27 protein-coding genes and 3 pseudogenes are annotated in these 25,863 nt (G+C 35.0%); 27 read left to right on the top strand and 3 right to left on the bottom strand.

Annotated features, from left to right (window positions below; all coding sequences use genetic code 11):
- The first annotated feature begins 11 nt into the window (after positions 1-11).
- From V7097_RS16000 to V7097_RS15890, 23 genes and pseudogenes are all read left to right on the top strand, one after another.
- The gene (locus V7097_RS16000; RefSeq protein WP_335704631.1) at positions 12-1,112 is read left to right on the top strand and encodes a BMP family lipoprotein; all 1,101 of its coding nucleotides are present in this window, start codon (positions 12-14) and stop codon (positions 1,110-1,112) included.
- Between the two features lie 602 nt (positions 1,113-1,714).
- On the top strand, positions 1,715-2,311 hold the full coding sequence (locus tag V7097_RS15995) for a TetR/AcrR family transcriptional regulator (protein WP_335704630.1): 597 nt from the start codon (positions 1,715-1,717) through the stop codon (positions 2,309-2,311).
- Between the two features lies 1 nt (position 2,312).
- Positions 2,313-3,011, top strand: a complete 699-nt coding sequence (locus V7097_RS15990; protein ID WP_335704629.1) for an SGNH/GDSL hydrolase family protein — start codon at positions 2,313-2,315, stop codon at positions 3,009-3,011.
- 46 nt (positions 3,012-3,057) lie between these two features.
- A complete protein-coding gene (locus V7097_RS15985) occupies positions 3,058-3,873 on the top strand; it encodes an SDR family NAD(P)-dependent oxidoreductase (protein WP_335704628.1) in 816 nt (271 codons plus the stop codon).
- 154 nt (positions 3,874-4,027) lie between these two features.
- Positions 4,028-4,594 (top strand): MOSC domain-containing protein, encoded by a 567-nt coding sequence (locus V7097_RS15980; protein WP_335704627.1) that lies wholly within the window; start codon positions 4,028-4,030, stop codon positions 4,592-4,594.
- A gap of 293 nt (positions 4,595-4,887) precedes the next feature.
- The gene (locus V7097_RS15975) at positions 4,888-5,448 is read left to right on the top strand and encodes a cysteine hydrolase family protein (RefSeq protein WP_335704626.1); all 561 of its coding nucleotides are present in this window, start codon (positions 4,888-4,890) and stop codon (positions 5,446-5,448) included.
- 110 nt (positions 5,449-5,558) lie between these two features.
- Positions 5,559-6,053 carry a GNAT family N-acetyltransferase gene (locus V7097_RS15970; protein WP_335704625.1) on the top strand — a complete coding sequence of 165 codons (495 nt, stop codon included), beginning with the start codon at positions 5,559-5,561 and terminating at the stop codon, positions 6,051-6,053.
- A gap of 414 nt (positions 6,054-6,467) precedes the next feature.
- Positions 6,468-6,602, top strand: a complete 135-nt coding sequence (locus V7097_RS15965) for a hypothetical protein (RefSeq protein ID WP_335704624.1) — start codon at positions 6,468-6,470, stop codon at positions 6,600-6,602.
- Between the two features lie 145 nt (positions 6,603-6,747).
- Positions 6,748-7,329, top strand: a complete 582-nt coding sequence (locus V7097_RS15960; protein WP_335704623.1) for an O-methyltransferase — start codon at positions 6,748-6,750, stop codon at positions 7,327-7,329.
- A 228-nt stretch (positions 7,330-7,557) separates the two neighbouring features.
- Positions 7,558-7,767, top strand: a complete 210-nt coding sequence (locus tag V7097_RS15955; RefSeq protein WP_335704622.1) for a hypothetical protein — start codon at positions 7,558-7,560, stop codon at positions 7,765-7,767.
- 17 nt (positions 7,768-7,784) lie between these two features.
- Positions 7,785-7,999 (top strand): annotated as a pseudogene (locus tag V7097_RS15950) (Nif3-like dinuclear metal center hexameric protein); the annotation flags it as partial.
- A gap of 17 nt (positions 8,000-8,016) precedes the next feature.
- Entirely contained in the window at positions 8,017-8,463 is a 447-nt protein-coding gene (locus V7097_RS15945; protein ID WP_335704621.1) for a GNAT family N-acetyltransferase, read from the top strand.
- 281 nt (positions 8,464-8,744) lie between these two features.
- Positions 8,745-9,077 carry a winged helix-turn-helix transcriptional regulator gene (locus tag V7097_RS15940; protein WP_335704620.1) on the top strand — a complete coding sequence of 111 codons (333 nt, stop codon included), beginning with the start codon at positions 8,745-8,747 and terminating at the stop codon, positions 9,075-9,077.
- A gap of 343 nt (positions 9,078-9,420) precedes the next feature.
- Positions 9,421-10,164: an NAD(P)-dependent oxidoreductase gene (locus tag V7097_RS15935; RefSeq protein WP_335704619.1), complete on the top strand. Its 744-nt coding sequence runs from the start codon at positions 9,421-9,423 to the stop codon at positions 10,162-10,164.
- Complete coding sequence (locus V7097_RS15930; RefSeq protein ID WP_335704784.1) at positions 10,164-10,622, top strand: DUF2269 family protein; 459 nt, start codon at positions 10,164-10,166, stop codon at positions 10,620-10,622. The genes V7097_RS15935 and V7097_RS15930 overlap by 1 nt, the downstream gene beginning before the upstream one ends.
- A 441-nt stretch (positions 10,623-11,063) precedes the next feature.
- Positions 11,064-11,852 (top strand): phosphotransferase, encoded by a 789-nt coding sequence (locus tag V7097_RS15925; protein WP_335704618.1) that lies wholly within the window; start codon positions 11,064-11,066, stop codon positions 11,850-11,852.
- Positions 11,853-11,982: 130 nt separating this feature from the next.
- Positions 11,983-12,529 (top strand): annotated as a pseudogene (locus V7097_RS15920) (GyrI-like domain-containing protein); the annotation flags it as partial.
- Between the two features lie 279 nt (positions 12,530-12,808).
- Positions 12,809-13,240, top strand: coding sequence for an NUDIX hydrolase (locus V7097_RS15915; protein ID WP_335704617.1), 432 nt, complete (start codon positions 12,809-12,811; stop codon positions 13,238-13,240).
- A gap of 223 nt (positions 13,241-13,463) precedes the next feature.
- Entirely contained in the window at positions 13,464-14,285 is an 822-nt protein-coding gene (locus V7097_RS15910) for a DUF4652 domain-containing protein (RefSeq protein ID WP_335704616.1), read from the top strand.
- A 192-nt stretch (positions 14,286-14,477) separates the two neighbouring features.
- On the top strand, positions 14,478-14,876 hold the full coding sequence (locus V7097_RS15905) for a nucleoside 2-deoxyribosyltransferase (RefSeq protein ID WP_335704615.1): 399 nt from the start codon (positions 14,478-14,480) through the stop codon (positions 14,874-14,876).
- Between the two features lie 246 nt (positions 14,877-15,122).
- Positions 15,123-16,919, top strand: coding sequence for a M3 family oligoendopeptidase (locus tag V7097_RS15900; protein WP_335704614.1), 1,797 nt, complete (start codon positions 15,123-15,125; stop codon positions 16,917-16,919).
- Positions 16,920-17,021: 102 nt separating this feature from the next.
- A complete protein-coding gene (locus V7097_RS15895; RefSeq protein WP_335704613.1) occupies positions 17,022-17,912 on the top strand; it encodes an aminoglycoside phosphotransferase family protein in 891 nt (296 codons plus the stop codon).
- 184 nt (positions 17,913-18,096) lie between these two features.
- Positions 18,097-18,483 (top strand): DUF1801 domain-containing protein, encoded by a 387-nt coding sequence (locus V7097_RS15890; protein ID WP_335704612.1) that lies wholly within the window; start codon positions 18,097-18,099, stop codon positions 18,481-18,483.
- A gap of 417 nt (positions 18,484-18,900) precedes the next feature.
- Here the strand turns inward: V7097_RS15890 and V7097_RS15885 are convergent, their stop codons facing one another.
- Complete coding sequence (locus V7097_RS15885; protein WP_335704611.1) at positions 18,901-19,749, bottom strand: DMT family transporter; 849 nt, start codon at positions 19,747-19,749, stop codon at positions 18,901-18,903.
- Between the two features lie 287 nt (positions 19,750-20,036).
- Here V7097_RS15885 and V7097_RS15880 point away from each other — a divergent pair, with 287 nt between their 5' ends.
- Entirely contained in the window at positions 20,037-20,771 is a 735-nt protein-coding gene (locus tag V7097_RS15880) for an alpha/beta hydrolase (protein WP_335704610.1), read from the top strand.
- A 501-nt stretch (positions 20,772-21,272) separates the two neighbouring features.
- On the opposite strand, the gene V7097_RS15875 is transcribed toward V7097_RS15880, so the two are convergent.
- Positions 21,273-21,740 carry a MarR family transcriptional regulator gene (locus V7097_RS15875; RefSeq protein ID WP_335704609.1) on the bottom strand — a complete coding sequence of 156 codons (468 nt, stop codon included), beginning with the start codon at positions 21,738-21,740 and terminating at the stop codon, positions 21,273-21,275.
- A gap of 186 nt (positions 21,741-21,926) precedes the next feature.
- On the opposite strand from V7097_RS15875, the gene V7097_RS15870 reads away from it, so the two are divergent.
- Positions 21,927-22,637, top strand: a complete 711-nt coding sequence (locus V7097_RS15870; protein ID WP_335704608.1) for a DUF6022 family protein — start codon at positions 21,927-21,929, stop codon at positions 22,635-22,637.
- Between the two features lie 840 nt (positions 22,638-23,477).
- On the opposite strand, the pseudogene tnpA reads toward V7097_RS15870, so the two are convergent.
- Positions 23,478-23,840 (bottom strand): annotated as a pseudogene (gene tnpA / locus V7097_RS15865) (IS200/IS605 family transposase).
- 128 nt (positions 23,841-23,968) lie between these two features.
- Here tnpA and V7097_RS15860 point away from each other — a divergent pair.
- Positions 23,969-25,327: a transposase gene (locus V7097_RS15860; protein ID WP_335704607.1), complete on the top strand. Its 1,359-nt coding sequence runs from the start codon at positions 23,969-23,971 to the stop codon at positions 25,325-25,327.
- A gap of 148 nt (positions 25,328-25,475) precedes the next feature.
- Positions 25,476-25,853, top strand: coding sequence for a YciI family protein (locus V7097_RS15855; protein ID WP_335704783.1), 378 nt, complete (start codon positions 25,476-25,478; stop codon positions 25,851-25,853).
- Positions 25,854-25,863 lie beyond the last annotated feature (10 nt).

The following is a 25,863-nucleotide window of genomic DNA, read 5'->3' as shown; positions in this document are numbered from 1 at the left end:
GGGGTATAGAAATGTTAAAAAAGAAATTTGCTTTGGGTCTTGCATCTTTACTTGCTGCGAGTACTTTACTTGCTGCATGCGGTACAGATGAAAAAGAAAAAAGTGGAGGAAATGCTGAAAAGTCTGATTTGAAGGTTGGTATGGTTACGGACGCGGGTACAATTGATGATAAATCGTTCAATCAAGGTACTTGGGAAGGTATTCTAGCAGCGAAAGAGGAGCTTGGTATTCAAGAAAAATATCTAAAGCCAACCGGTGAAGTTGAGGCAGAGTACCTAAAAGAAATTGGAAACCTATATGATGCAGGTTACAAGTTCATTGTTACACCTGGTTTCAAATTCGAAACAGCAATATTCCAAGCGCAATCAAAATATGAAGATGCTAAATTTGTTATTTTAGATGGTAATCCACATAAGGGTGACTTCGCTCCAGTAGTAGCCGATAACACTGTTTCTATTTTCTTTGCGGAACATGAATCTGGATACCTGGCTGGTATTGCTGCAGCCTTAGAATTAAAAGAAGGTGAAGCTGGATTTATCGGTGGAATGGAAATCCCTGCTGTTCAGAAGTTTAATTGGGGATTCCAACAAGGTCTTAAGTACGCTAATGAAAATTTAGGTACAAATATAACTATTAAAGCGGAGAATGTTATTTATCAAGGTTCGTTTGATGACGTTGCTGCTGGACAGCAAATTGCTGCTCAAATGTATAATAAGGGAATTAATGTAATTTTCGCTGCAGCTGGTGGTGTTGGTGTTGGTGCGATCAACGAAGCCAAAACACGAGTTTCAAAGGGTGAAGATGTTTGGATCGTTGGTGTTGATGTCGATCAATATGCAGACGGTGAATATGAAGATGGTAAGTCTGTAATTCTGACATCAGCTATGAAGAATTTAGCTAACGCAACTAAAGATTTAATTAAACAAGAGCTAGATGGAGAATTCCCTGGCGGGGAAACTCTCACATACAGCGTTGAAAACGATGGTGTTGGTATCCCTGAGGAAAACCCTAACCTAAGTGATGATACAATTACTAAGGTTAAAGAGGTATATGAAAAAATTAAATCAGGTGATATTGTAGTTTCGGATGTCCAAGGTGATTTATTTAAGTAAAAAGTATCAAAGAGAACCCATTGAACTTAAGAGAAATGGGTTCGTTTGAGAGTGAGAAAAAGATAAATAGCAACATTTTTGGAGATGCAATTAGTTTACTAATACGCATCTCCTTTTTTCATTGACTCTCATGCTCACTAGACGAATCCGTCGCTCCGAACGAATACAACTACTTGACCAAGGATGAACGTATTCAGAAGAGCGTACCCATAATGGATTATCGCGTATTTTTGTTGAATATATTGACGAGGCAGAGTTGTGAAAAAAATACTAAAAATTGTCATTTGATCTCTGAGCCTTATTCGGAGCAGGGTTGAGCGAAGGTGGAGTAGGTTTCTAGAGTTGGTTTGCAATTGGGGCTTCGTTTGAAATTTGGGTTATCTTTTACCTCATTCAGTTCGCACGTTCCAACAAGTCTTGGGGACTAACTTGGTTTTGCATCATGGTTATTTTTTAAAAAATGTTTCACAAAATGTTCAATTGTGTCAATTTACAAATAAGTGTGAATAATTTAATATTAAATTAGAACAGTCGTTCAATTCTTTTTGATAATTCTATATAATAATTAGAACGATTGTTCAATTTTAAGAAGGTGTAATTATTTGAATAAAAGACGTTATGACAGCGAGTATGTGAAAAAGGAAATCATGGAAAAGGCATTATTGTTATTTTCACAGAAGGGCTATAATCAAACATCAGTTGGAGATATATCGAAAGCTTCTGGTTTCAGTAAAGGGCATATTTATTATCATTTTCAAAACAAAGAAATGCTTTTTGTCATTTTGGCTAAAAAAACAATGCAAGAATGGCATGAAAAGTGGCTGAAGAAAGAATCTACTTACGCATCCGCAACGGAAAAATTGTATGGAATGGCAATACATGTTCTCTACAATTACCAAACTCCTCTATTAAAATCAGGTCAGGAATTGGCAGCCAGTCCTAAATCAAGCCCAGAATCAGTAAAAGAATTATACAATTTAGCTGTTATTCCAATGAGTTCTTACCGTGCTATTTTACAGGAAGGGGTAGATATGGGGGAATTTGAAGCTGGGGATGTGGACGAATGGACGGTATTACTAGGAACGTGGCTTGGTGGCTTATGCCAGCTCACGAACACTCAAGATTTGAGTGCACTTGAGCCTCTTTTTAAACAAGCAATTACAATTTTTTTAGGGTCAATAAAAAAAGGGGGAAATTAATTTGAAAATCGGATTAATTGGTGACAGTTTAACTGAAGGACGACCAGGTGTATCTTTCGTGAAAATCCTACAAGAAAAGATTACAACCGTCCCATTCGATAATCTTGGAAAACCAGGTGAATCAGTAAAGAGTTTATATACACGATTAACTAAATCACAAATTGACACAAATTATGACGTTACTTTCCTTTGGATTGGAGTAAATGATGTATATTCCAAATTGCTAAATGTTCAAGCGCAGCCTGTTTCAAAAGACCATAAAGAGTTTAGAGATTATTACCAAAAAGTTCTAGAAATTGTTCTAGCTTCATCCAAACATGTTGTTACAGTTTCTCCAGCATTAGTGGGTGAAAAAATAACAAATGTATCAAATAAAGAACTTAAAGAATTATCTACAATCATTCACTCAATTTCTAGTAAATATCCAAATGTTAGCTTTCTAGATTTGCAATCTGTATTTGAAAAAAATCTTGCCACTGTAACTAGTTCGGATTACATTAGCACAAAAGTGATGAGAGTTATGGTTGATGTCTTGTTTTATAAGAATCCAAATCGAATTGATCAGCTATCAAAAAAGCGAGGACTTTATTTCACATTAGATGGCATTCATTTAAATAGTACAGGAGCTGAGATTGTGGCGGATGAATATGCATCGATGATAACTCAACTATTATTCGATAAAAATGATGCTATACAGTAGAAATTAATAGCTTCATATTTATTTCATTCATTGGGGGGAATTATTAGTGGAAGAGGATAGGAAGGTTGCTATTGTAACGGGTGGTGCATCAGGGATAGGTCGAGCAATTTGCAATGAATTAGTATGTAACAATGTTTTTGTAGTTATTGCAGATATTAATGAGAATGAGGGTAAGATTGTTGAAGCTGAACTTAATAAAAGAGGAATAAATTCTAAATTCGTCTATTTAAATGTAATTGAATTCAAAAGTGTTGAAATTGTAATCACAGATATATATAAAGAATTTGGTCGGTTAGATTATCTGTTTAACAATGCTGGTATTGCCATGTACGGAGAATTATATGATATGTCGATAGAAGACTGGGAAGAAATTGTGAACATTAATTTGTGGGGAGTCATTAATGGGACACAAATTGGATATAAAATAATGAAAGAACAGGGATTCGGGCATTTAATAAATACAGCTTCAGCAGCAGGGCTTGGACCTTCTCCCGTATCTTCAGCCTACTCGGCAACGAAACATGCTGTTGTTGGCTTAACCACATCTCTTCATTATGAAGCTGAGGAATTTAGCATTAAAGTAAGTACACTTTGTCCAACTTTTGTTGACACACCTATTTTTGATGTAGCGAAAGCAATTAATATCAATAAATCTATCATTACACAACAATTGAAAAAACAAAAGATGATTTCCCCACAACAACTTGCCAAAATCACTTTAGAAGGAGTTCATAAAAATAAACCTGTAATCTGTCCAATGCCGATGCGTAAAACAATGGATGTCATCTTTACAATATTCCCGTCAGCACACAATATGTTGATGCGAATGGTTTGTAAAGTAAGTAGAAAAGCTCGTATATGATAAAAATTCCATTCTTATTTTAAGCAATAAGGTTACAAAAGTTTATGATCATAGCTGCCATCGGGGCAGCTTTTTTCTTGTTCGAAGGAATAATTGAACCTTTATTGAATATGAACAAACAGGTAGTTTAAAAATGGAAGGCTGTGATGATTGAATGTTTGATGAAAAAAAAGAAAGTTCAATTTTAGGAAAAGTCATAGCGGTTAGTTTAAGTGAGAAGCATAAGTTTAGTAAAGAAAATCAAGATTTTATTAAATTAGTGAAGGGATTAGGGGTCGAAGGCGATGCACACTTTGGTTCAACGGTTAAACATCGATCGAGAGTGGCACAAAATCCAAACCAACCGAACCTAAGACAAGTGCATTTAATTCAAAAAGAGTTATTCGAAGAGTTAGCAGACCGTTTTAATATAAAACCAGGACAATTGGGTGAAAATATTACAACTGTCGGAATAAATCTTCTAGACTTACCAGCTGATACGATACTATTTATTGGTGAGTCTGCAATTATTAAAGTAACAGGGTTACGAAATCCTTGTGCTCAAATTGAACATTTTAAACCGGGTCTATTAAAACAGGTTCTGGATAAGGATTCAGATGGAAATCTAATAAGAAAAGCTGGAATAATGGGAGTTATATTACAGAGTGGAGAAGTAAAACCAGGTGACACCATCCGTGTGGAATTGCCTAACAAACCATATAAAAAGCTTGAACGTGTTTAAGCAATAGGTTTGTACTACAACGGATCTAAGTAGTAAATGTCAAACGGAATCAGTTAGATAAGAAAAAAATTTCAACATAGTTATTTAACACAGCCATTTTTTAAAAACGATGGGTATTCTTGAACATGTGCATTGATCCAAGAAGGTTTAATGCACTTTTTTTGTTGAAGCTATTCAACTAAAGATGCATTTTAAGTTGAAGAAGCATTACCGCTATGGAATCTAGAATTGTACAAAAGTAAAAATTGGACTTAAAATGTAGTAATAGGAAATAAAAGCTAGGGAGAAATCTTATGGAAGACAAGAATAAAGCGTTAATAATAATCGATGTACAAAAAGCTTTCGATGATAAAAAATGGGGAAAACGAAATAACCTTAATGCAGAAGAAAACATTAGTAAGATCCTACAACTTTGGAGAAATAAAGGATGGATCGTAATACATATACAGCATACTTCCGATAATCCTAATTCAATATTCCATCCCCAAAATGAAGGGTTCGCAATAAAAGAAGTCGTTGAACCTATTGATAGAGAAGTAATAATAAAAAAGAAAGTAAACAGTAGTTTTATAGGTACAAATTTAGAAGAGGTTCTAAAAATAAATAAAGTATCAACAGTTGTAATTACTGGTTTAACAACACCTCATTGTGTATCAACAACGACAAGGATGAGTGGTAATTTAGGTTTTGATACATACCTGATTTCAGATGCAACAGCAGCCTTTGGTATGAAGGACCAAGATGATACATACTATGATGCAGCAACTATTCATAATATTTCCCTTGCTACATTGCACGAAGAATTTGCCACAATACTTACAACAGAGCAATTAATAAACAATTTAAGACAATAAGCTTCTTTCACTAAAGGAACGGATCGTTTAGTGAAAGAACGAGGATTATTCAAAAATTTGTATTATACTGAAATAGTAAAGCGAACTTATTATATAGGCGGTGTAGTTTTATGAGCAACAGTCCCATTGTTAAAGAATACTCTAATGAGTACCATGAACAAGTCGTAGATTTAATTCTTCATATTCAACAAGAAGAATACAATATTCAGATTACCAAGGAGGACCAGCCAGATTTGTATAACATTGAAGAATTTTATCAAACTGGTAATGGAAACTTTTGGGTAGCTATTTACGATGATAAAGTAGTTGGTACAATTAGTCTATTAGACATAGAAAATTATCAAGTTGCATTAAGAAAGTTGTTTGTAGATAAAGAATTCAGAGGAGCGAAATTCAAAACTGCAAAACTGTTACTAAATAATGCAATTAAATGGGCGAGTGAAAAGGCAATCAAAGAAGTGTACCTTGGAACTACTCCACAATTTTTAGCTGCACATAGATTTTACGAAAAAAATGGATTTACAAGTATAAGTATGAAATACTTACCTGAGAACTTTCCGGTGATGCAAGTAGATAAAAAGTTTTATAAGTATTTAGTGGATTGAATTCATGAAATATCGTTCTTAAACTCTCATGATGCCGTCAGTTTAACGAGCTAAAGGCAACTATAATAATCATAACCTTCTGTGAATGGGCGCTATCCTTGAAAAAGGGTTAGCGCTCATTTTTTATCCTTAAACCATTTTATTGAGCAATAGCTATTCATAATGAAAATACGACTAAGCATGTGAATGAATATGCCTAGACTATCTCACTCAATATCTTAAAGATAATAAGAATTGGAGATATCATCTTTATGAAGGAATTTTATATTATTTATGGAATATATAGGTAAATGATGATATTCAAAGCTGAGTGAAATAGTTGTCGAAGAGGAATAACAGTTATGGAGACAAAAACTTGTTTTACTATAAGCAATTGTTATAAATGATAAGAATAACTAAGAAAGGAGTTCTAAAATGAATTGGATATACCTTGTTTTTACAATTGTTATGATAGGATTCGGACTTTGGGGATTGTTAGCCAGAGCGAAATGGTTAGAGGAGCAATCTGAAAAAATAAAAAGTGAGAATGATTCGAACATACGGCAATAGAAACTATTGGGTGCTTACCTTAAAGAAGGAAAAGCTCCTTTTTTTTAGAAGACATTGTTAGCAGTCCGGGTTTAAGTTTGAAGTTTTTAAAGAATAGATTACGAATTTAGATATAGATCATTTCATAATTGAGGTGTTTAATCGAATGTCTACTGAATATCGGTCGAATACATATATTCCAGAATTAGTTCAGGCTAGTAAGATATTAGCTAAAAGAAATAGTTTTGAATATTCCTGCTCAGATGAAGCCGGAAGGTTATTATCAGTACTTGTAGGACAAATCACACAAGGTAAAATTCTCGAGGTTGGAACTGGTTTTGGTGTTGGGAGTTCGTGGATACTTTCATCAATTGCTCCAACAGTAAAATTTATTTCGGTGGATCATTCTAAAGAAAAAGTTGATGCAGTTTCCAAATGTATTAAACATAACCAAGCGGAATTCATTTGTGGCGATTGGAAAGATGTGATTACAAAAGGTCCTTTTCAATTTATTTTTGCTGATGCAGCAGCTGCAAAAACGATTGAAGGAGAGCTCTTACTCAAGACATTAAATGTCGGTGGAATGTTATTTATGGACGATTTTACTCCTGAAGAGCACTTTCCAGAAGAATGGAAAGGGAAACCCGATAAAGTTAGAGAATACTGGTTAAATCATAATGGATTGCAAGCAACAGAAATTTACTTAACACCAACCGCCTCAGTGATACTAGCAACAAAGGTTAAATAAATCATCAGAAGAGCAAGGTAAACATGCTTCGGAACCTTTAAAAAACTTTATTTAAATATGAAGAGGATAGTGCAAGGTATCCAGTTGTTATCCTATATAGCGGTGAAATTTTTCATTAGCTATACTAGTAATCTTATAGATAAGGGATTGTACAATTAATCAATAGAAGTGTGTGGGGTGCAATGATGCACTAAGAGTAATTTTATCTGATAATTAGGAGGAATTAAGTTGAACGAGAAGAAAATGAGATTAACTTTAACTGGAGCAATAGTTATTTTAAGTATATGCATACTATTTGCTTCATTTACAATATCGAGTGCAATAAGAGATTCAACAAGAAACAATACAGATAATGGGGCTTATACTTATGAATTAGACAGATTTAATAAGAATTTTGAAGAACTGATTAAAATACTCCAAGAAAACAATGAAAAGTAATAATGTAAACTAATGTGATTACAGGTGAAATTCATTGTCATGTTGATAATGAATATTTAAAAATGAAATATGATAAGAGGTTGAACTAGGCAAAGGACACAACAATGTCGCTTATTGACGTGTCACATTCAGCTTCGGAATATCTTGAAAAAAGACATTAATAAAAGATTGGTTTGAAAGTAATATTGGTCTAAAAACTATGTTAATACCACAGGAAAAATGGTGGCTATAATTAATGGGGGTGTTCCCTTGATTAACATAATTGACATTCGTAATAGAAAAAACGCTGAAGATGTTTTGAACATTCAAATACCATCATATAAGGTAGAGGCAGAAATAATTGGTTCGTATGAAATACCTCCATTAAAGGATACAGTTTCTACTTTGCAACATTGCGGAGAAACTTTCTTTGGATATTATGAAAATGAAGAATTATGCGGAGTAATATCTATAAAAGTAGACGATGATGTGGTTGATATACATAGGTTAATCGTACACCCAAACCATTTTAGAAAAGGAATTGCACAGTTACTTTTAAATTACATAGAAACTAAGTTCCAGGTTGATACAATAAAAGTAGCAACAGGTTCTAACAATACTCCAGCAGTTCGTTTTTATAAAAAGAATGGGTTTCAAATTATGAAAGAAGTCGTAGTAAATCAACAACTATCCTTAACCTTTTTTGAAAAGCAATAATAAATTACTTAGTGAAGAAACCGTGGCGTTGATCCAACAAGGATTAATGTCCTTGTACTGACTGAGCAAAAAAAGATGGGCATCCATCGATTTTCTACCATGCAACTAATTTCTGCAATCGTAAAAATCCAGATCTATATTTGTTCCTAAAGCCACTTCTACAATCCTATTTTATCCTTTTAAGTTTCATATGATTGACTTGTTTGTATATCTTTTGTAAAATTTTGTTAAGTGTTAACTTAGATAATGCACTTACTTAAAAGTAAGGGGATGATTTATCAATGATTCATCAGCGTGAATGTCCGGTTGAGACACTCATTCATGTTTTAGGTGGCAAATGGAAGCCAATGATTTTATGGCATTTGATTGAATCTAAAAAGCGATTCAACGATCTGGAAAAGCTTATACCTGATGTTTCACAAAAAATGCTTTCACAACATCTCCGAGATTTGGAACGAGAAGGCATAGTCGATAGAACGATCTACCCTACCATCCCTCCAAAAGTAGAATATTCCCTTAGTGAATACGGCAAAACTTTGATTTCTATAGTAGAAGTCATGTGTGTTTGGGGAGAAGAACATAATAAGCGGAAATATGAAGAATCAGCCTCATAATGCTGGTTCAATGAACTTGTACACTAATTCAATCAACTCAAAAACAAAAGCTGCCACGGGATTCATTCCGGGGCAGCTTTTGTTTACCGACAGTCGACACTCCTGTTATGAATTAATTTTCAGGTTTGTGTAATAAAACTCCTGATAGTGTAGGCTTGTCGCCAATCTGTCTTTAGAAATTTCCTGTCCTCCCGACCTCCGCCTGAACAATTAAGTCATCCTTCTGTCATGCTTACTTTAAAGTAAGTACCTTACTTTAAAGTGGGTTCTTAACATAATATTGAAACGATGCTAAGCTTTGGTTAACAAAATATTAGGAGCTATTTTAGAGGAGGAAAGAACAATGAAAATTATTGTTTTTGGAGCGACGGGGAATACAGGAAAAAGAGTGTTGGCGCAAGGGATAAAAATGGGGCATGAAATGACCGCATTTGTGCGAAATTCTGAGAAACTTTATGATCAACTAGGTGAGCATTCCGCACAGCACGTGAAGGTGATCGTTGCCGATATTATGGACCCGCTCAGCGTCGGTAAGGCTCTCGCGCATCAAGACGCCGCTTTAATTGCAGCCGGCCATGCGGGCCAGGGAGAAGAGTTTGTTCGTATCGTCGATAACATTATAAGCCAATGTGAATTTCAACCTAGTTTCTCTGGGCGAGTATGGATAATGGGAGGAGCCGGACTGCTGGGTATTCCATATACCAATCTTATCGGCAACAATTTACCTGGCTTCCCGCCTGAGTATAAAAATCACAACCGGAATTTCGAACGGCTACAACAGACTCAACTCGATTGGTCCATTATGTGTCCGGGAACAATGATTAATTCGATAGAGCATTCAAATCCGGTTCATCTGCATGTAACAACGGAAACCTTGCCCATTCCGATTCCGGAGATGATCAAGGAATATTCCGAGGCAGATATAGCTCGTCACTTGTTCAGCCGACTTCAAGAGCTAGTTGTTGCTTATGATGATGTCGCGAAATGTATGCTGGACCATATGGAGCTCGGAGGAGCGTTTAAAAGAAAAAGGGTTGGTCTAGCTTATCAAAGCGATATTCTGGTGGACTTAGGAGAAGGGAGATAATCGGTTTGTTTGGATTACTGCTCGTCATGCATATATTTGCTTCAATCGCCATAATTGGTCCCGCTTTCGTGATGCCCATCATTCGAAAATCCTCTAGAACCGTCGGTCAGCTACGCTTTGCAATTGGTATAATGACCAAGCTTACCATAATACCTAAAATTGGCGGAGCCGTACTAATTATTACCGGGGTTTGCCTTATGATCATAACCAAGATGGGGTTATCCCAAATGTGGCTGAATGTATCCATCCTTTTATCGCTGCTCATGGTCGTCATGATTGACGGATTGATTGAACCGCGTATGAAAAAGATCAAAACAATTGTATCTGAAGGTCAAGAACAGGATAATGAAATACCCACCGAGATCGGACTATTGATGAAAAAAATCGTGCCAATCGAGACGGCGGCACAGCTGCTAATGATTGCCATATTGGTGCTTATGGTCGTTAAGCCATTTTAGAGAAGCTAACGGGTGCGACCTGACCACATTACTCCAGCGGTTAATTTTTATAAAAAGAATGGATTTCAACATATGAAAGAAGTCATAATAAATCAACTATCCTTAACCTTTTATATTGAGGTAATGCTGGCGTTGATCCAAGGAGGATTAATGCCCTTTTTTATAGAAGTAATTGTATTAACTGAGCAAAATAGTTTAACTAGACAGTTATTGCAAATGGAGACTCCGATGGCCGATATATAAGGCAAAAGAGAAGGGGAAAATGAAGTAAGAAGCGCTTTTGAAGGATTTTTTGAAGGACAACAAATGAAATTACAGGTACTAGAGTTTAAGATCACTAGTTGCAAAAAGTGGATTCCTTCTGCACTAAGGAAGCAGAATTTAAATAGGAATTGTTGTATGGTTTATAGAAAGTCATATTAGGGAGGGGGGAATATCTAGATGTTAAGCCATGAAAACGAAGAAATGCTAACAGGAGGGAATGTCTCTAACGTTTTTCGTTCGGGAGATACTGTTCGACGGGAATTAAAGCCTGAAAGTTTCAAAATTCATAAGCTATTAAAGCATTTGGAGAACAAAGGTTTCAGTTATGCTCCAAATTTTTTAGGTATTGATGAGAAAGGAAGAGAAATATTATCCTTTTTTAAAGGGGAAGCCGGTAATTATCCTTTAAAAGAATATATGTGGTCTAATGATGTCTTAATAGAAATAGCGAAAATGCTTCGTCTGTACCATGATGCAGTGAGTGATTTTCCGTTAACAGACGAATGGAAACCAATGGATAATACTCCAAATAAAATTGAGGTTGTATGCCACAATGATTTTGCAATATATAACATTATTTTTAATCAAGAAAAGCCAATAGGTATTATTGATTTTGATGTAGCTGCACCTGGTCCAAGACTTTGGGACATAGCTTATACTCTTTACACTTGCGTCCCCTTAAGTAGGGTGTATCATACTGAAACGGGAGAGGCACTGTATTATGATCCACTACAACATGCCGAATGTATAAAACAAAGGGTTAAATTGTTTTTTGAATCCTATGGTAAGGGAATGGAAGTAGATTTAGAGATGGTATTGCTGCGATTAGAAGGATTATGTAAATACATGCAAAGAAAGGCAAGTGAAGGTGATAGTGCTTTTCAAAAAATGATAGATGAGGGACACCTAGAACATTATCAAAACGATATTAAATTCATTCGCGAACATAGAAAAGAGTGGATTTAAGGAAAGTTATGCTAACTCACCTGGTGCGATAGTCCAAGAAGGATTTACGCTTATTTTTGTTGAAGTTATTAAGGTGTAAAAGTGTTGAAGAAATGTGTGTCTATACGGCTTTTAGCAAGAGTATTTTAATCCTACGGAAGCTCGTAATCAAGGGGTACACTAAAGCCTTTCCAAGAATTTCTTTTCAAATTTCGATAAAAGGGGATACCGGAATGGAATATCGGATTGAGAATCTTGATTTTGATTTAAAAGTTATAGGAAAAGGTAAGGTAGTCAAAACAAGTAGAGCCTTTAAAACAATTCCTACGCTTTGGAGTAGTGCCAAAAAAGATGGATTTATGCAACAATTGATTGATATGTCCTGGGAGGAACCAAAATGCACACTTGAAAGTCTTTTGGGCGTTTGTGGAAAAGTGGCCGCGATAATGGATGAAGAATTTACATACTTTATGGGCGTCAGATATAATGGAGAAGTCCCAAGTGATATGGAAACGCTCTCTATTACTCACAGTACCTGGGCTGTTTTTCCTGGAATAGTGAATTCTTGGAAGCGATTATACACTGAATGGGTGCCAACTTCTGGATATGAACTTGCTGATATACCTTGTATTGAGTGTTATTATCCACCAAAGCATAAACCTAGAAACGAACTTTGGGTTCCAGTAATTCCTAAATAAATACATAATTAGGGAATCGAAGTACAAGTAGGGAACTTCCAGCAAATTTGGATAGAAATACTTAGAAGATAACTTATCTAAAGAGGATTTAACAAAATATGAAATAGATGTGTTCTCTAATAAAGGGATAACTTATTAAATCAGTTTAAACAAAAAAGTGCGTTGTTCCTAGAAGGATTACGCACCTTATTGTTGAAGTTTTAAACTAACGTAAGCAGAATTGTTGATGAAGGATATTCCTATTACTTATGGAAGGAAACAACTAATGGAGGCTTCAATATGTTTTATATTAATGTTGAAGGAGCAGTTTATAAAAAAGATAAATGGTTAATTATCTGTCGGAGTTCAAAAGAAGGACACGCTGGTGGTCTTCTCTCGCTTATAGGAGGGACTGTTGAAAATGAGGGTAATTCAATAAATATTTTAGAAAGAACATTACGGAGAGAACTGTTTGAAGAAGTTGGAGTAAAGGTAAAAGAAAAGGTTTATTACGTAAGAAATACCTCATTCACTTTAGATGATGGAAGTGAAGTGGTTGATATTGTATTTCTATGTGAGTTTGCAGAAGGTGATCCTTTTGTAAACAGCTCTGATGAAGTAGATGCTGTATATTGGATGACATCAGATGAAATAGTTAATCATCCTAAAACTCCAATTTGGTTAATTGAAAGTATAAAGGAAGCCGAAGCGCTTAAATTAATTAACTATTAAGTAAATGGTGAATGAATAATTATGGTATTAAGGATGTTAAGGAGATGTGGTATGCGAGATAGAAGTTCAGTTGTGCTAAAGAAAATAAAAGGGTTGGACTAATACAAATGAAGCAGGTTGAAGGATGAATTTGTTTTTAAATAAATATGTTTAAGGTTGTGAAAAGTTGAGAAAAATTATGTTTTTGCTACTCATGACTTTTATACTTTCGGGTTGTCTTGGAATGGAAAAGGGAGAAACAGAAGCATCGATTGAAGAAGTAGAGGCAATTACAATTGATGAAGGGACAATCACAATCGGCAAAACTGAAAATGAACTGATATTGAATGAAGAAGGATATGAAGGAATACCTTTGTTAGAATATGCTGATCAACAACCTTCTATTGTAACAAGCCCAAACGAAACAGCTACTATTCATATTGCCAATGATCCGAGCGTCTCGGTTTATCTTTGGGATAAGAATGTACCACTAAAATTAAACAGTTTCTCAATCCCATATGAAATGGGGCGCTATGTTTACAATATCAAGGCCAAATGGCCAACTAAAGAAGCAAATTTTATTGCTGTAATTGAAGTTCCGTATGAATTTAAGCGAGTTCAACGTGAAAAGGAACCTGATGATCCCAATGCATGGATTCTGTCGCCGAATGGTGAAAAACAAGTGATGATTGAAGGGCTTGGAGATTTTGAAGCGAATGGAACAATTGTATTGAAAGAGCTAACCAGTAATACGATCGAGAATATTGATTTTAATCATGGTCTTCAATGGACAGCTAAGGAAATTGCATGGTATGACAATGATTCAGTTTTTACGACGATTGGGCTTGTTCATGGTACGGTAACGCGTGGAGGTGATCTCTATCACCTAAATTTAACAACACTTGAGCTCACTCCAATTCTGGAACTTCCTGATAAGGAAGAAGTAGCTGGTTTTTCAATAGAAGGTAATCTACTAACATATGAAGTACACGTTTATGAAGATGACGAAATGAACAATGGGTATATGGAAACTCGAACTTTAGAACTATCAGCTATCGAGAATTAAGGAATAAATATCCCATGAAATAATTGAAAAAGTAGATAGGATAATTCTTTTGTTCGCCCCCTTTAGAAGGCATAATCACTAGATATTGTTTAGACAGAAAAAAAGGGTTTTGCTTTTAGTAAGTGTTAAGTTCGCATAGTTAAAGCTATTGAACGTTGCAGTTTAATTTAAGAAAAGGGGATTAGGACAATTTTGAAGAAATTTTATGTGGCATCGAGTTTTAGAAATATTGACGCAGTTCATTACGTTACTAACCAATTACTAACCAAAGGATACGTTCACACTTATGATTGGACAAAAAATGCAAAGGCAAGAGAAGAGCAGACTTCTACATTTGAGGATTTAATTGAGATAGGTCAAAAAGAAAAAAATGCAGTAATGGAATCGGATTTGGTAGTTATCTTATTACCAGGAGGAAAAGGTACTCATATTGAATTAGGTATTGCAATAGGTCAAGGGAAAAAAATTTATCTTTATTCACCAGATGGTGCAATAGACAAAATTGAAACAACAAGTACGTTTTATCATTTACCCGTCATAGAAAAATGTTATGGAACACTCGATGATTTATTAGAGAAGATTACAGGCTGAACAAAAAGTTTATTCAGCTAATAGGTGCTTGAGCGAAACAAGGAGTTGTAGATGCGGATGCGGTTCCTTTTTCTAGTTCCGCTAACGTTACAGTTTAGTTAAAGCTCAAATTAGTGTGTATAACGTGCAACTTATTTAATAGTTTTTATCGATTCCTAGAAAATAATCCTCCTAACTTTTCATAATGTGTTACGATAGGAATGTACGTTCGGTAATGCTGATAATTAATACAAAAGGGGGTAAAAAATGAATAAAACAAAATATTCAAAAGTCTGGAATCTAGATAAATTATTCCAACATGGCAGAAATTCAACCCAACTTAATAATCATATAAAACAACTTGGAATTATGGTAGGTGAATTAGAAGAAACATTACATTCTTTTAATCACCTATTGGATATAAATGCATTACATAGAGTCGAATCAATAATCAAGCAAATAGCAGTCATTCGGACAAACCTATCTGAGGTCAATTCTTATGTTACTTGTCTTCTTGCACAAAACCCGAAAGATCAAAAAGCTATGAACGTAAGCGGGGTTACATCTTCAATAAATGCTCGCTTTGAGTCAGTTATTAAAAAATTGCAAAATGATTCATTGAACATAAGTCAAAACAAGTGGGAAGAAATCTTAGAAACTAATACTTTAAATAACTATAAATTTATACTAAATGAATGGCGTAAAGAAGCAGAAATGTTTCTTTCTGAGGATGAAGAAAGGTTAATCTCAGATTTGATGGTAGATGGTTACCATGCTTGGGGGCAGTTTTATCAATCACTTTTAGCTAGTATAAAGGTTACGATCCAGATTGAAGAAGAACCCAAAGAATTATCAGTTGGTCAAACCATTAATTTGCGTTCTCACCCAAACAAGGACATTCGAAAAACAGCTCATGATGCTCTAGAAGCTATCTGGGAAGAAAAAGAGGAACTGTTTGCACAAATATTAAATCATATTGCAGGTTTTCGATTACAAGTTTACAAAAAAAGAGGCATTGATAATGTCTTAGAAGAACCTTTAATGGAGAACCGTTTGAATGAGGAAACATTAAATGCAATGTGGACAGCGGTAAGTAAATTTAAAAAACCTTTTATTACATATCTAAATGAAAAAGCAAAAATGTATGGCGATAAAAAAATGCAGTCGTATAACTTTTGGGCACCTATAGGAACAAGTAATCAAAAGATAGAATATGAATGTGCTGTAGACTTTATTTTGAAGCATTTTAGTCATTTTGGAAATGAGATGGAAAGCTTTGCCCGACAGGCATTTGATAATGGTTGGATCGAGGCTGAAGACCGCTCAAATAAATCAGCTGTAGCATTTTGTGCAAGTTTTCCTCTTGCTGGAGAATCAAGGATTTTTATGACATATGGAGATAGAATTACAAGTCTGTTAACCTTAGCACACGAATTAGGTCATGCTTTTCATAATTATGCGATGAAGCCCGTTGATGGTTTGAATAGACAATATCCATTGAGTATTGCAGAAACTGCTTCAACATTTTCTGAACTAATCGTATTAGATGCAGCTATAAAAGCAGCGGAATCTACTGAAGAAAAATTGTTTTTACTTGATGAAAAATTAAAACGTAGCGTCATGAATTTCATGAATATTCACTCTAGGTTTCTGTTTGAAAAGAAATTTTATGAAGAGCGTAAAATGGGAATGGTTTCGTCAACACGTTTAAACGATCTTATGCAAGAAGCCATAGATGTAGCTTATGACGGATCGCTTGATAATGCTTCTTTATATTCGTGGGTTTGGACACCACATTATTACCTTACAAAATCGCCATTTTATAACTTTCAATATACTTTCGGGTACTTATTATCCCTTACTCTATATGCAAAATCAAAAGAAAAAGGGAAAGGAATTGAAAGAGATTACATGGAATTGCTTCGTGACTCTGGTAGCATGTCCGTAGAAGATTTAGTTATGAAGCATTTAGGAGAAGATATAACTTCAGTGGATTTTTGGGAAAAGGGAATAAAATTATGTGTCAAAGATGTTGAAGATTTTATCAAATTAATTTCTTTATAAAAAAGAGGGTGCTCACTTTAAATAAGATAGTTTTATATATCAACAATCCATCTACCAAACATAATGTAAGTAAAAGAAATATGGTTTGAAAGGTGAAATTAATTGATAAAAATAGACGTGGATCTGGTTTCGAAATTAATAAAAGAACAATTTCCTGAGTGGTCTAGCTTGAATATCAAACCCGTGAAAAAGAGCGGAAATGATAACCGAACTTATCACTTAGGCAATCATATGAGTGTTAGATTACCCAGCGATATAGCATATGCACCACAAGTTGAAAAAGAACAGAAATGGCTACCAATATTAGCTGAGCATCTTTCCTTGCCTATTTCTATGCCAGTAGCAAAAGGAAAACCGAATGAGATATACCCTTACCCTTGGTCTATAAACAAGTGGTTGGATGGAGAGACGTTGAGCCTAGAAAATATAAATGATTTAAATCAATTTGCAAATGATTTAGGTGGATTTTTGGTTGAATTACAAACAGTTGATGCAAGTGGAGGACCATTGGCAGGGAAACACAATTTTTATAGAGGCGGAGATATTGTTATATACGACGAAGAGTGTAGGAATGCAATGAACAACAATACAGATATTTTTAATGTTCACGTATTAAAAAAAATTTGGGAACTTGCGTTAGCTTCGAAATGGGATAGAGAACCAGTTTGGGTTCATGGTGATATAGCACCCGGAAATATTCTTGTTAAAAATGGGGAACTTTGTGCAGTTATTGATTTTGGAATATTGGGTGTAGGAGATCCTTCATGTGATGCTGCAATGGCATGGACTTTCTTTGATTATCAAAGTAGAAATGTATTTAAGAAAGCATTAAATATGGACGAAGAAACTTGGAATCGAGCAAGGGGTTGGGCTTTATGGAAGGCTTTAATAACTTATGATTATTGTAAGGAGTCTAACAAAGAAATAGCGGAAGAATCCTATAATATAATAATGATAATTATAAATGATTTCGAAATTGAAAGAAGTGAATGAAAGCCTAATTGGTCTGCTGCATTAATACAAAGAGGAGAATTACATCTTTATTAAAATTTTCGGGAGTTGAACAGAATTACCATATTTTGCTGGAGTTTAGGAAAATCTAGAATGAGAACAATGAAGATTTAAGGAGTGATTAAGTTATAATGACAACAAATAAAAATGAAGTAAAAGTAAGAAGTTGTCTGATCCTGAACAAGTAGCAGAATTTATGAACAACCTTGAACACTCACTTAAAGAAGAAATAGAAGAGATTCGAAAAATTATTCTAAGCACTGATGCTAAAATTACTGAACATATAAAATGGAACTCACCTAGCTTTTGTTTTGAAGGTGAAGACCGTATTACATTTAATCTTCATGGAAAAGGACTTATTCAACTCGTATTTCATTGTGGTGCTAAGGTAAAGGACCGAAAGACAAATGAACCTCTAATTGTAGATACTAATGGCATAATAGAATGGAAAGCAAATGACAGAGCTATTATGAAATTTACTGATAAGAGTGAGGTTAAAGCTAAAGCAGAAAAACTTAGAGAAGTAATAATTAAGTGGCTCGAAGTTATCTAATGTAGATGATCCCCATTCCACCACTAACTGTGGTTAGGTTCAAAAAGGATTAACACCTTCTTTATTAAGCAAAAGAAGCAGTTTAGAGGAAGATGGTTTAGGATTCTTTGATGAAAAGAGGAGATAAAATTAAGTAATAAAAAAGGATTAATACTATTTTTTTTCAGTAGTGATTTTTAGTATTAGTATTATAATAGCATCTAAGTCCATTTCAGATGCTATTAATAATGATGGGCTCGGTTTATCAGTTTCATGTCGAAAACTCGGTTTCTCACTTATTGGTGAGTTATTTTGAAAATCCTAATGGTATTTATTTTTGTTGGTTATTGTACTATTGCAGCAGTTTAGTAGAGTGAAAAGGGACAGTGAAAACACTGTCCCTTTGTACCTAAGTTTTTATTCTTTAGCTTTACGATATTATACTTCACTAAAAAATGTAGCTCCTAATAATAACAACCCACCTATAACTTGTAAAAGTGTGAATTGTTCTTGCAAGATTAATCCTGATATTAGAATAGCTACAAAGGGGTCAACATAGCTTAACATGGCTATGCTTTGACCTTTGAGATGTTCCATACCAGAGAAAAAGAGCCAAAATCCAATACCGGTGTTTACTATCCCTAAAAAGATAATAAATGGTATTGAAGATGAAGATACACTTAATAGGTTTAATCCTTCAGTTAGGAAAACATATGGTAATAGAATTAAGGCTGTTACCCCTAACTGGATAATGGTCACTTCTAGTCGATTCAAGTCTTTGATGAATTTGTTTAATAACATTAATGCTGTATAAAAAGCAGCTGCAATAATCCCAAAAGAAATACCAAGAAAATCACTCGTTCCAGTTGCGCTTAATCCATTTCCTACAATGAATACCATACCAACGACGGCAGTAAGAATACAAACAACTTTTTTCACTGTTAGCTTTTCCTTTAAAACGACAGGAGAAAGCAACATGACAAAGACAGGAGCAAAGTAATACCCCAATGTAGCGTTTGTAATTGTCGTATAGTCATAGGATGCATAAAGGAAAATCCAGTTACCTCCTAAAGCTATCCCCGAAACAAAAAGAATTAATGCGTATTGTTTAATCTTTTGCCAAGAGAAGTTTTTTCTTTGACTACTATATACAACGGTTAAAAAAATACAACCGATGGTACTACTCAATAATGCTGTTTCACTCGAAGTTAAGTCAATGTATCTGACAACTAAACCAATTGTTCCAAAAATCACCATTGAAAATATAAACTGTATGCTAGATTTCATTTTCTACTCCTTCGAATCTGCGAAACAGCTTTTATATTTCGCAGATTCTTAATCTGTTTTTAATATAAGCTTAGTTTTGAGCAGAAACGTTGGTGGTGGAGAAGTAGCTAATCTAACACTTGGATTAATTGTTGAATTTGATAATGGCATAAGAATCGACCTCCATTTATTAATAAGATTAAGATATATTAAGTATATAGTATTAATACGGGACTGTTAACAAAGATATTCTTGATAATTGGTAGTATCAAAGAATATAAACACGAAATTTTGGATGTGAAAAGACAATGATGAAGCTAGTTAAACCCAAGCCTTTCTTTCTAAAAGGAGGAGATAAAGCGGTACTATTATTACATTCTTTTACAAGCAATACTCGTGATGTAAAAGAACTAGGGAAATTCTTACACATGAATGGTTTTTCATGTTATGCCCCTGTTTATGAAGGTCATGGTTTATCTCCTGAACAATTAGTTTCCACCAATCCAAAGGAATGGTGGAGGAGTGTAGAAGAAGGATACCATTTCTTGATTAAAGAAGGTTATGCGCAAATAGCGGTTATCGGTATTTCTTTGGGCGGGATTTTTGCATTAAACATAGGACAAACATTCAAAGTTAATGGCATCGTAACCATGTCTGTACCATACAAAAGAGAAATTAGTTCATTAAAAGGTCGACTATTAAAATATGCAAGAGCCTTTAAGCAATTTGAAGGAAAAGACGAAAAAGAAATATCCATTGAATTGGACCAATTAGAAAAGTCTCCATGTTTAATCAATTTTAAAAATCACATTGATACGACCATGGAAGGTATAGAAAGAATTAATCAACCCATAAGGATTATGTATGGGGAGTTAGACGAGTCTTTGTATAAAGAAAGTGCAATTTATATTCATGATAGAGTAAGTACAAATGACAAATCAATTCACAGCTATCCTAATTCTACACATTTGATGACATTAGGAAGTGACCAGAAATTTATTAATAAAGATATACTCTCTTTCCTTATGCAATTACATTGGTAAGTACTAATTATATAAGAGTTTCTTGCTTAAACGTGGTGCGTTAATCTTAGAAGGATTAACCACCTTTTTTGTTGGATTCCTTATTGAAAAAACTTTAATAAAAGGGAGATAAGAGATGGAAGGGAAGGTAAAAAAACAAATAATGGGATGTATGTTGTTTGGAATTTCAATTATACCGGGAAGTATGATTACGGCCATAAGAAAGTACGACTTCTGCCATGTTTTTTACCAGCAATCGCACTTGATTTACCACTTATTGCCAACAAGTTTGCCGATGGGGTAATGTCAAGAAAAATGGATTTACAATGCTAAGGATTTTTAAGAGATAAAAAAAGTCTAATTCCTCTACTTTTTTCCGAGGAATTAGACTAAACGTCTTCCACAATCGCTCCCGGCTGTGGAATATCGTTTTGGGCTATTTAGGATTACCCAAATGTCTTTTCAAATGCTTGACAAATCTTCTCTAACTTCATCTGTAAGGTTGTCTTGAATGATTTCATGTTAGCTTAATTTCTTTGACTCTTCGCAAAGTATAGCTCGGCTGCGGACTACAAAGTCAAAAAGAAATTTAATCTCCTGATCATTATATTTTTCGAATAGTTCTCTCATGGATTGACTAAAAGAAGCGAAGAGAGGGAGAATTTCTTTCTCCGCTTTTTCAAGATTGGCATTAATGATGACACGTCTGCGGTCGTTTGAATCTTTATCTCTGTATACATAACCAGCTTTTTCAAGCCTGTCAATCACACCTGTAACGGTCCCTGTCGTAAATCCGGTCATTTCGGCTAGCTTGCCGGCAGTCATCGGATAGTTCCTTAAGATAATGTCCAGGCATTTGTGATCTGTGGAATTCAAGCCTAGTTTTTCAGCCACGTTTTGATGGAACATGATGGTTTCCGTGCTGAAGTTTCGCAATTCCTCATTGAACAATTCTAATAATTGTTCCCTCGAAAGATTTTTTGTTGACATTGTAGTAAACCTCCACATATAATTATTTTATCTCACGAGATAAGATATTTGTTAGGCGAGATAAGATTCTTATTTATCATATTATATCAAAAAACAATTACAGTTCAACGCAAGCAAATAAATTAATAGTAATAGGCACAGAAATGTCTTATATGAGTGGGAAAAATATTCGAAAGAGGTGTTAACATGAATTCACTAAAAGAAGTTCTTACGCAGGAAAAAGAAATTACCATTCATACGCTTGCATATTACATGAAGCAATATACTAGGAAAAATTGGAAATCCGTTTTGCAAAAACATCAATCGGAGTTTAAGGATGCATTTGATAAGTCAGGGGAATTTGCTTACGGTATCTTCGGACGTAAGTTATTCGGACCATTGATCAAAGAACTTGAGAGTGAAGGATTTGTCCTGGAGTCTGACCATTTGGCTTCTTCCGTAGAGTATTGGGGGCCACCGGAAGAACGGGAACGGTGCATGTGGCATATTTGCAAAAAAGCGGATGGTACTCTGATGGGAAGCCTGGTCACCCGTGTGTTTCACGATCATACTCAGTTTCGTATACCCCGATCACCAGATATCATAGCACTTGAAAAAACGGAAAGAAGCGAGATTGTCGAAGCACTTTCACGTGCATCCAGCCGCATTACGAAATTTAACGAATTTACTGGTACATTTTTAACAGAAAAAATCGACAACGGCGAACGAAAGGATCACGGTTGGGAATACAGTGTTGAGGTCGGATTGGGAGATTATCTTGAAATAGATAACCCCGAAATGAGCGAGGGGATGCTAGACCATGCTCTTTCTCTTTGGGGACGTAATAATTGGGAACTAACAACAGTTGTTCCTTATGAGGGGCGTCTAGTAGCGTTTTTTAAACGTCCTGTTTTATAAAAGAGTAGACCTTAAGGTAAAGGTAAACACTGTAGTTACGCCCTTCTAAGGGGTAGCACCATGGGAATTAAATGACTTGATTGTTGCTTCAATCAATAAAAACGAGATCTCCTCAGAGTCCTGCCCATTGGCATTATGTGAAAGTCATTTCAAGAACAGATTGCGGTCGGTCACACGGTTACTGATTCTACCTAATAATATATACTAAACCCCTGATATCTTCTCCACCTTGACAGACAGATTTCCAGGGGTTTTTCGCGTATGTTTTTTAATTGATGTACACTTTACTCTAAAAAGCTGTGACCCCCAGTTAATCCTTTTTTAAGTAAATAGCGAAAACTTAAACAAATGGTCTTCAACAATCTGGCCTGATTGAGGAAGACTAATCTTATTGAAAATCAATAAAAATTTGGATAACAACTATAACATTTTTGTTTCTCAAAACTATGTTTTCTTTCCTTTATCACTAGAAGGTTTGAAGTGGAAAACAACCTGTCATTCAGTGGTAAAAACTTTGTCAGGGATGGTACATTGCATTGGCTGTTTAAAGTTTACAAGTTATTTTTTCCTAATTCAACTTTGTTAGAGTTATATAGTTAAATTTGGTTATAAATCCTAATCAATAAAATTAATTTTCTTATTTACGAACGTGTGCGTTGCTTCAAGAGGGGAGTATCGCATTTTTTCTTATTCAAGTAAAGGGAGGCATATATAAGAAGGGTATTGGAAGGAATATCTTTTGATTTTATAGAATATTTAAAAGGATATCTTTTGAACAAAAATTAGCGCCGCATTCCCCTTCAAAATCTTTTGATTTAGTGGGGGTTAGGTGCTAAGGTCTTATTCTCCCTGATTTTCTATATACTTTTTAATTACATCAATTGTTGCTCCACCCGTCGATAATATCATATAGCTACGGATCCAAAAATAAGGTTGCCAATAATACTTCGAGAGTTTCTCCGGGAACTCTTTTCTTATATATCGAGATGTAAATGTTTTTTAGTTGTTAATTATGTTGGCCAAGTTAATTTGTGGCGGCGCATCAAATAAAATATGGATATGATCTTTTTCTCCGTTCATTTCAATTAGCGTGAAATTTCAACGTTCAAATAGTTGTTTTGTTATTTCAATCAACCTAGTCATAATATCTTCCGATATACATTTGTGTCTGTATTTTGTAACAACAACTAAATGATAAGTCAACTTATAGTAAGCGTGTCTATTTTTATTATAATCAGCTATAATTTCATCCTTTCTTCGTTTACAACTAAATCACTTCATAGTATACTACAACATAGAACATATGTTTCGGTAAGGGGGGTTTGATAATAATGAAGGTTGCTAAAACACTACGACACAAAATAGTGAATCATTCAAATATCTTTGATGATACGTTAACTGTTTATAATGAGGCATTGACTTTTATTATAGAGGTTATAGATAAAGAGTTTGATAATCTTACTGTTTTTTCTGCAAAAACTATTGTTCCGGCAGTAGAAAAACTAATACATACAACTAAATCAAACCCCAGTCCAAAATACACAGAATTTAACTCTTGTTTTTATAAATTCCCCTCTTATTTCAGGAGAAGCGCTATTGTTACCGCTTTTGGTAAAGTAAAAAGTTATCGTTCTAGCTATCGGAATTGGGAAAAAGAAAGGGATACAGCTCTTTCAGAGGGTAAGAAAATCAAAAAGAATTCACCTAGTTTACAGGTGATTCTTAAGGAGTTCCCGGTATTCTACCGCGGGAACATGTTCGTAAGAACATCGGATACTACTGCCCAAATCAAAGTGTTTCACAACAATGACTGGGTATGGGTAGATATCGAATATAAAGAGCAGGATCTATACAAGCGTGACGTTTGGGATTGGAAAGAACATAATCCGAAGCTTGTTAAAGTTGGGAAGAAATACTTTTTAAATTTTTGCTATACAAACAAGGTAGAGTTGAGCATGACAGAATTAAAGGACCAAAAAGTATGTGCAGTAGACCTGGGGATCACGAACTCTGCGGTTTGTTCAATAGTTGATGCAAAAGGAACTGTCTTGGCTCGGAATTTCATTAATCAAGCCAAAGAAAAAGACCGGTTGTATCGATTAACAAATAAACTTCGTAAAGTGCAGCGTGTATCAGGTTGGGTATCAGCACCGAACTATTGGCGACAAATAAATGGGTTGCAAAAACACATTATAAACCATACAACACATGAGATTGTGAAATTCGCAAAAGAACATTATTGTGATGTAATTGTGTTTGAGTATCTCGATAAAATGAAAATACCGAAAGGTTTTTGGGGCGCTAAGAAACTTCGTTTCAAATTGCGCTACTGGCGAAAAACGGCAATACAAAATAAAGTAACGGAAATGGCTCACTATGTAGGTATACGTATTTCTAGGGTAAATGCGCGTAACACCAGTGCGTTAGCATATGATGGTTCCGGCGCAGTAGAAAGAAACAATAAAAAAGACCTTGCCACATTTGCGACGAGCAAGGTGTATCATGCTGACCTATCGGCTAGTTATAACATTGCAGCTCGCTACTTTATTCGAGCCTACCAAAAATCCATGTCTGAAAATTCATGGTTGTCCTTGCAGGCAAAAGTTCCTGTGTTGGCAAAAAGAGCATTTCAAACCTTGTCTTCATTCATTAGTCTTATTCAGGCACTAGAGACACCGAAGGTGGCTTGATCGCTTGTTTTTGTACTGTATTTAAGATAAGGGATGCTCCATCAAATTGCGTTGGAAATTAGCTGGAGAGGTTCACGATACCGGTTCGTTGTATTTATTAATAGGTCAATTAGGGGTTTTGCCCCTAAAAAAGAAGGAGGAAATTTTTATGCTGTTTATGCTGATTGTCAAAGCCTCGAAGAATTCGGAAGCCGGAAAACTCCCGAGCACTGAGCTCATGGAAGCCATGACGAAGTACAATGAAGAATTAGTTAAGGCAGGCGTGCGGGTTGCGGCTAAAGGACTTCATCCAAGTTCAAATGGGATTCGCATTTCGTATCCGAAACCAGGGGAAAAGCCAGTGGTTACGGATGGCCCATTTACGGAGTCGAAAGAATTGATTGCCGGGTTCATTTTGATTGATGTGAAGTCGAGAGAAGAAGCCATCGAGTGGGCCATGAGGATGCCGGACCCCCAAGGACATGGGGAAGGTGAGATTGAATTACGTCAAGTATTTGAGACGCTGGAGCAAGCTAAAAAACAGTAATGACTTTAGT

This window comes from Bacillus sp. JJ1562 (assembly GCF_036962705.1).
GTDB lineage: Bacteria > Bacillota > Bacilli > Bacillales > Bacillaceae_L > Ferdinandcohnia.
This window is presented reverse-complemented; position numbering and strand designations above follow the sequence as displayed.

What these genes read in the sequence shown, in the direction of transcription:
- V7097_RS16000 (WP_335704631.1), top strand. Translation starts at nt 12, where the DNA reads ATGTTAAAAAAGAAATTTGCTTTGGGTCTTGCATCTTTACTTGCTGCG.
- V7097_RS15980 (WP_335704627.1), top strand. Translation starts at nt 4,028, where the DNA reads ATGTTTGATGAAAAAAAAGAAAGTTCAATTTTAGGAAAAGTCATAGCG.
- V7097_RS15975 (WP_335704626.1), top strand. Translation starts at nt 4,888, where the DNA reads ATGGAAGACAAGAATAAAGCGTTAATAATAATCGATGTACAAAAAGCT.
- V7097_RS15970 (WP_335704625.1), top strand. Translation starts at nt 5,559, where the DNA reads ATGAGCAACAGTCCCATTGTTAAAGAATACTCTAATGAGTACCATGAA.
- V7097_RS15965 (WP_335704624.1), top strand. Translation starts at nt 6,468, where the DNA reads ATGAATTGGATATACCTTGTTTTTACAATTGTTATGATAGGATTCGGA.
- V7097_RS15960 (WP_335704623.1), top strand. Translation starts at nt 6,748, where the DNA reads ATGTCTACTGAATATCGGTCGAATACATATATTCCAGAATTAGTTCAG.
- V7097_RS15940 (WP_335704620.1), top strand. Translation starts at nt 8,745, where the DNA reads ATGATTCATCAGCGTGAATGTCCGGTTGAGACACTCATTCATGTTTTA.
- V7097_RS15935 (WP_335704619.1), top strand. Translation starts at nt 9,421, where the DNA reads ATGAAAATTATTGTTTTTGGAGCGACGGGGAATACAGGAAAAAGAGTG.
- V7097_RS15925 (WP_335704618.1), top strand. Translation starts at nt 11,064, where the DNA reads ATGTTAAGCCATGAAAACGAAGAAATGCTAACAGGAGGGAATGTCTCT.
- V7097_RS15915 (WP_335704617.1), top strand. Translation starts at nt 12,809, where the DNA reads ATGTTTTATATTAATGTTGAAGGAGCAGTTTATAAAAAAGATAAATGG.
- V7097_RS15910 (WP_335704616.1), top strand. Translation starts at nt 13,464, where the DNA reads ATGGAAAAGGGAGAAACAGAAGCATCGATTGAAGAAGTAGAGGCAATT.
- V7097_RS15900 (WP_335704614.1), top strand. Translation starts at nt 15,123, where the DNA reads ATGAATAAAACAAAATATTCAAAAGTCTGGAATCTAGATAAATTATTC.
- V7097_RS15885 (WP_335704611.1), bottom strand. Translation starts at nt 19,749, where the DNA reads ATGAAATCTAGCATACAGTTTATATTTTCAATGGTGATTTTTGGAACA.
- V7097_RS15880 (WP_335704610.1), top strand. Translation starts at nt 20,037, where the DNA reads ATGATGAAGCTAGTTAAACCCAAGCCTTTCTTTCTAAAAGGAGGAGAT.
- V7097_RS15875 (WP_335704609.1), bottom strand. Translation starts at nt 21,740, where the DNA reads ATGTCAACAAAAAATCTTTCGAGGGAACAATTATTAGAATTGTTCAAT.
- V7097_RS15870 (WP_335704608.1), top strand. Translation starts at nt 21,927, where the DNA reads ATGAATTCACTAAAAGAAGTTCTTACGCAGGAAAAAGAAATTACCATT.
- V7097_RS15860 (WP_335704607.1), top strand. Translation starts at nt 23,969, where the DNA reads ATGAAGGTTGCTAAAACACTACGACACAAAATAGTGAATCATTCAAAT.
- V7097_RS15855 (WP_335704783.1), top strand. Translation starts at nt 25,476, where the DNA reads ATGCTGTTTATGCTGATTGTCAAAGCCTCGAAGAATTCGGAAGCCGGA.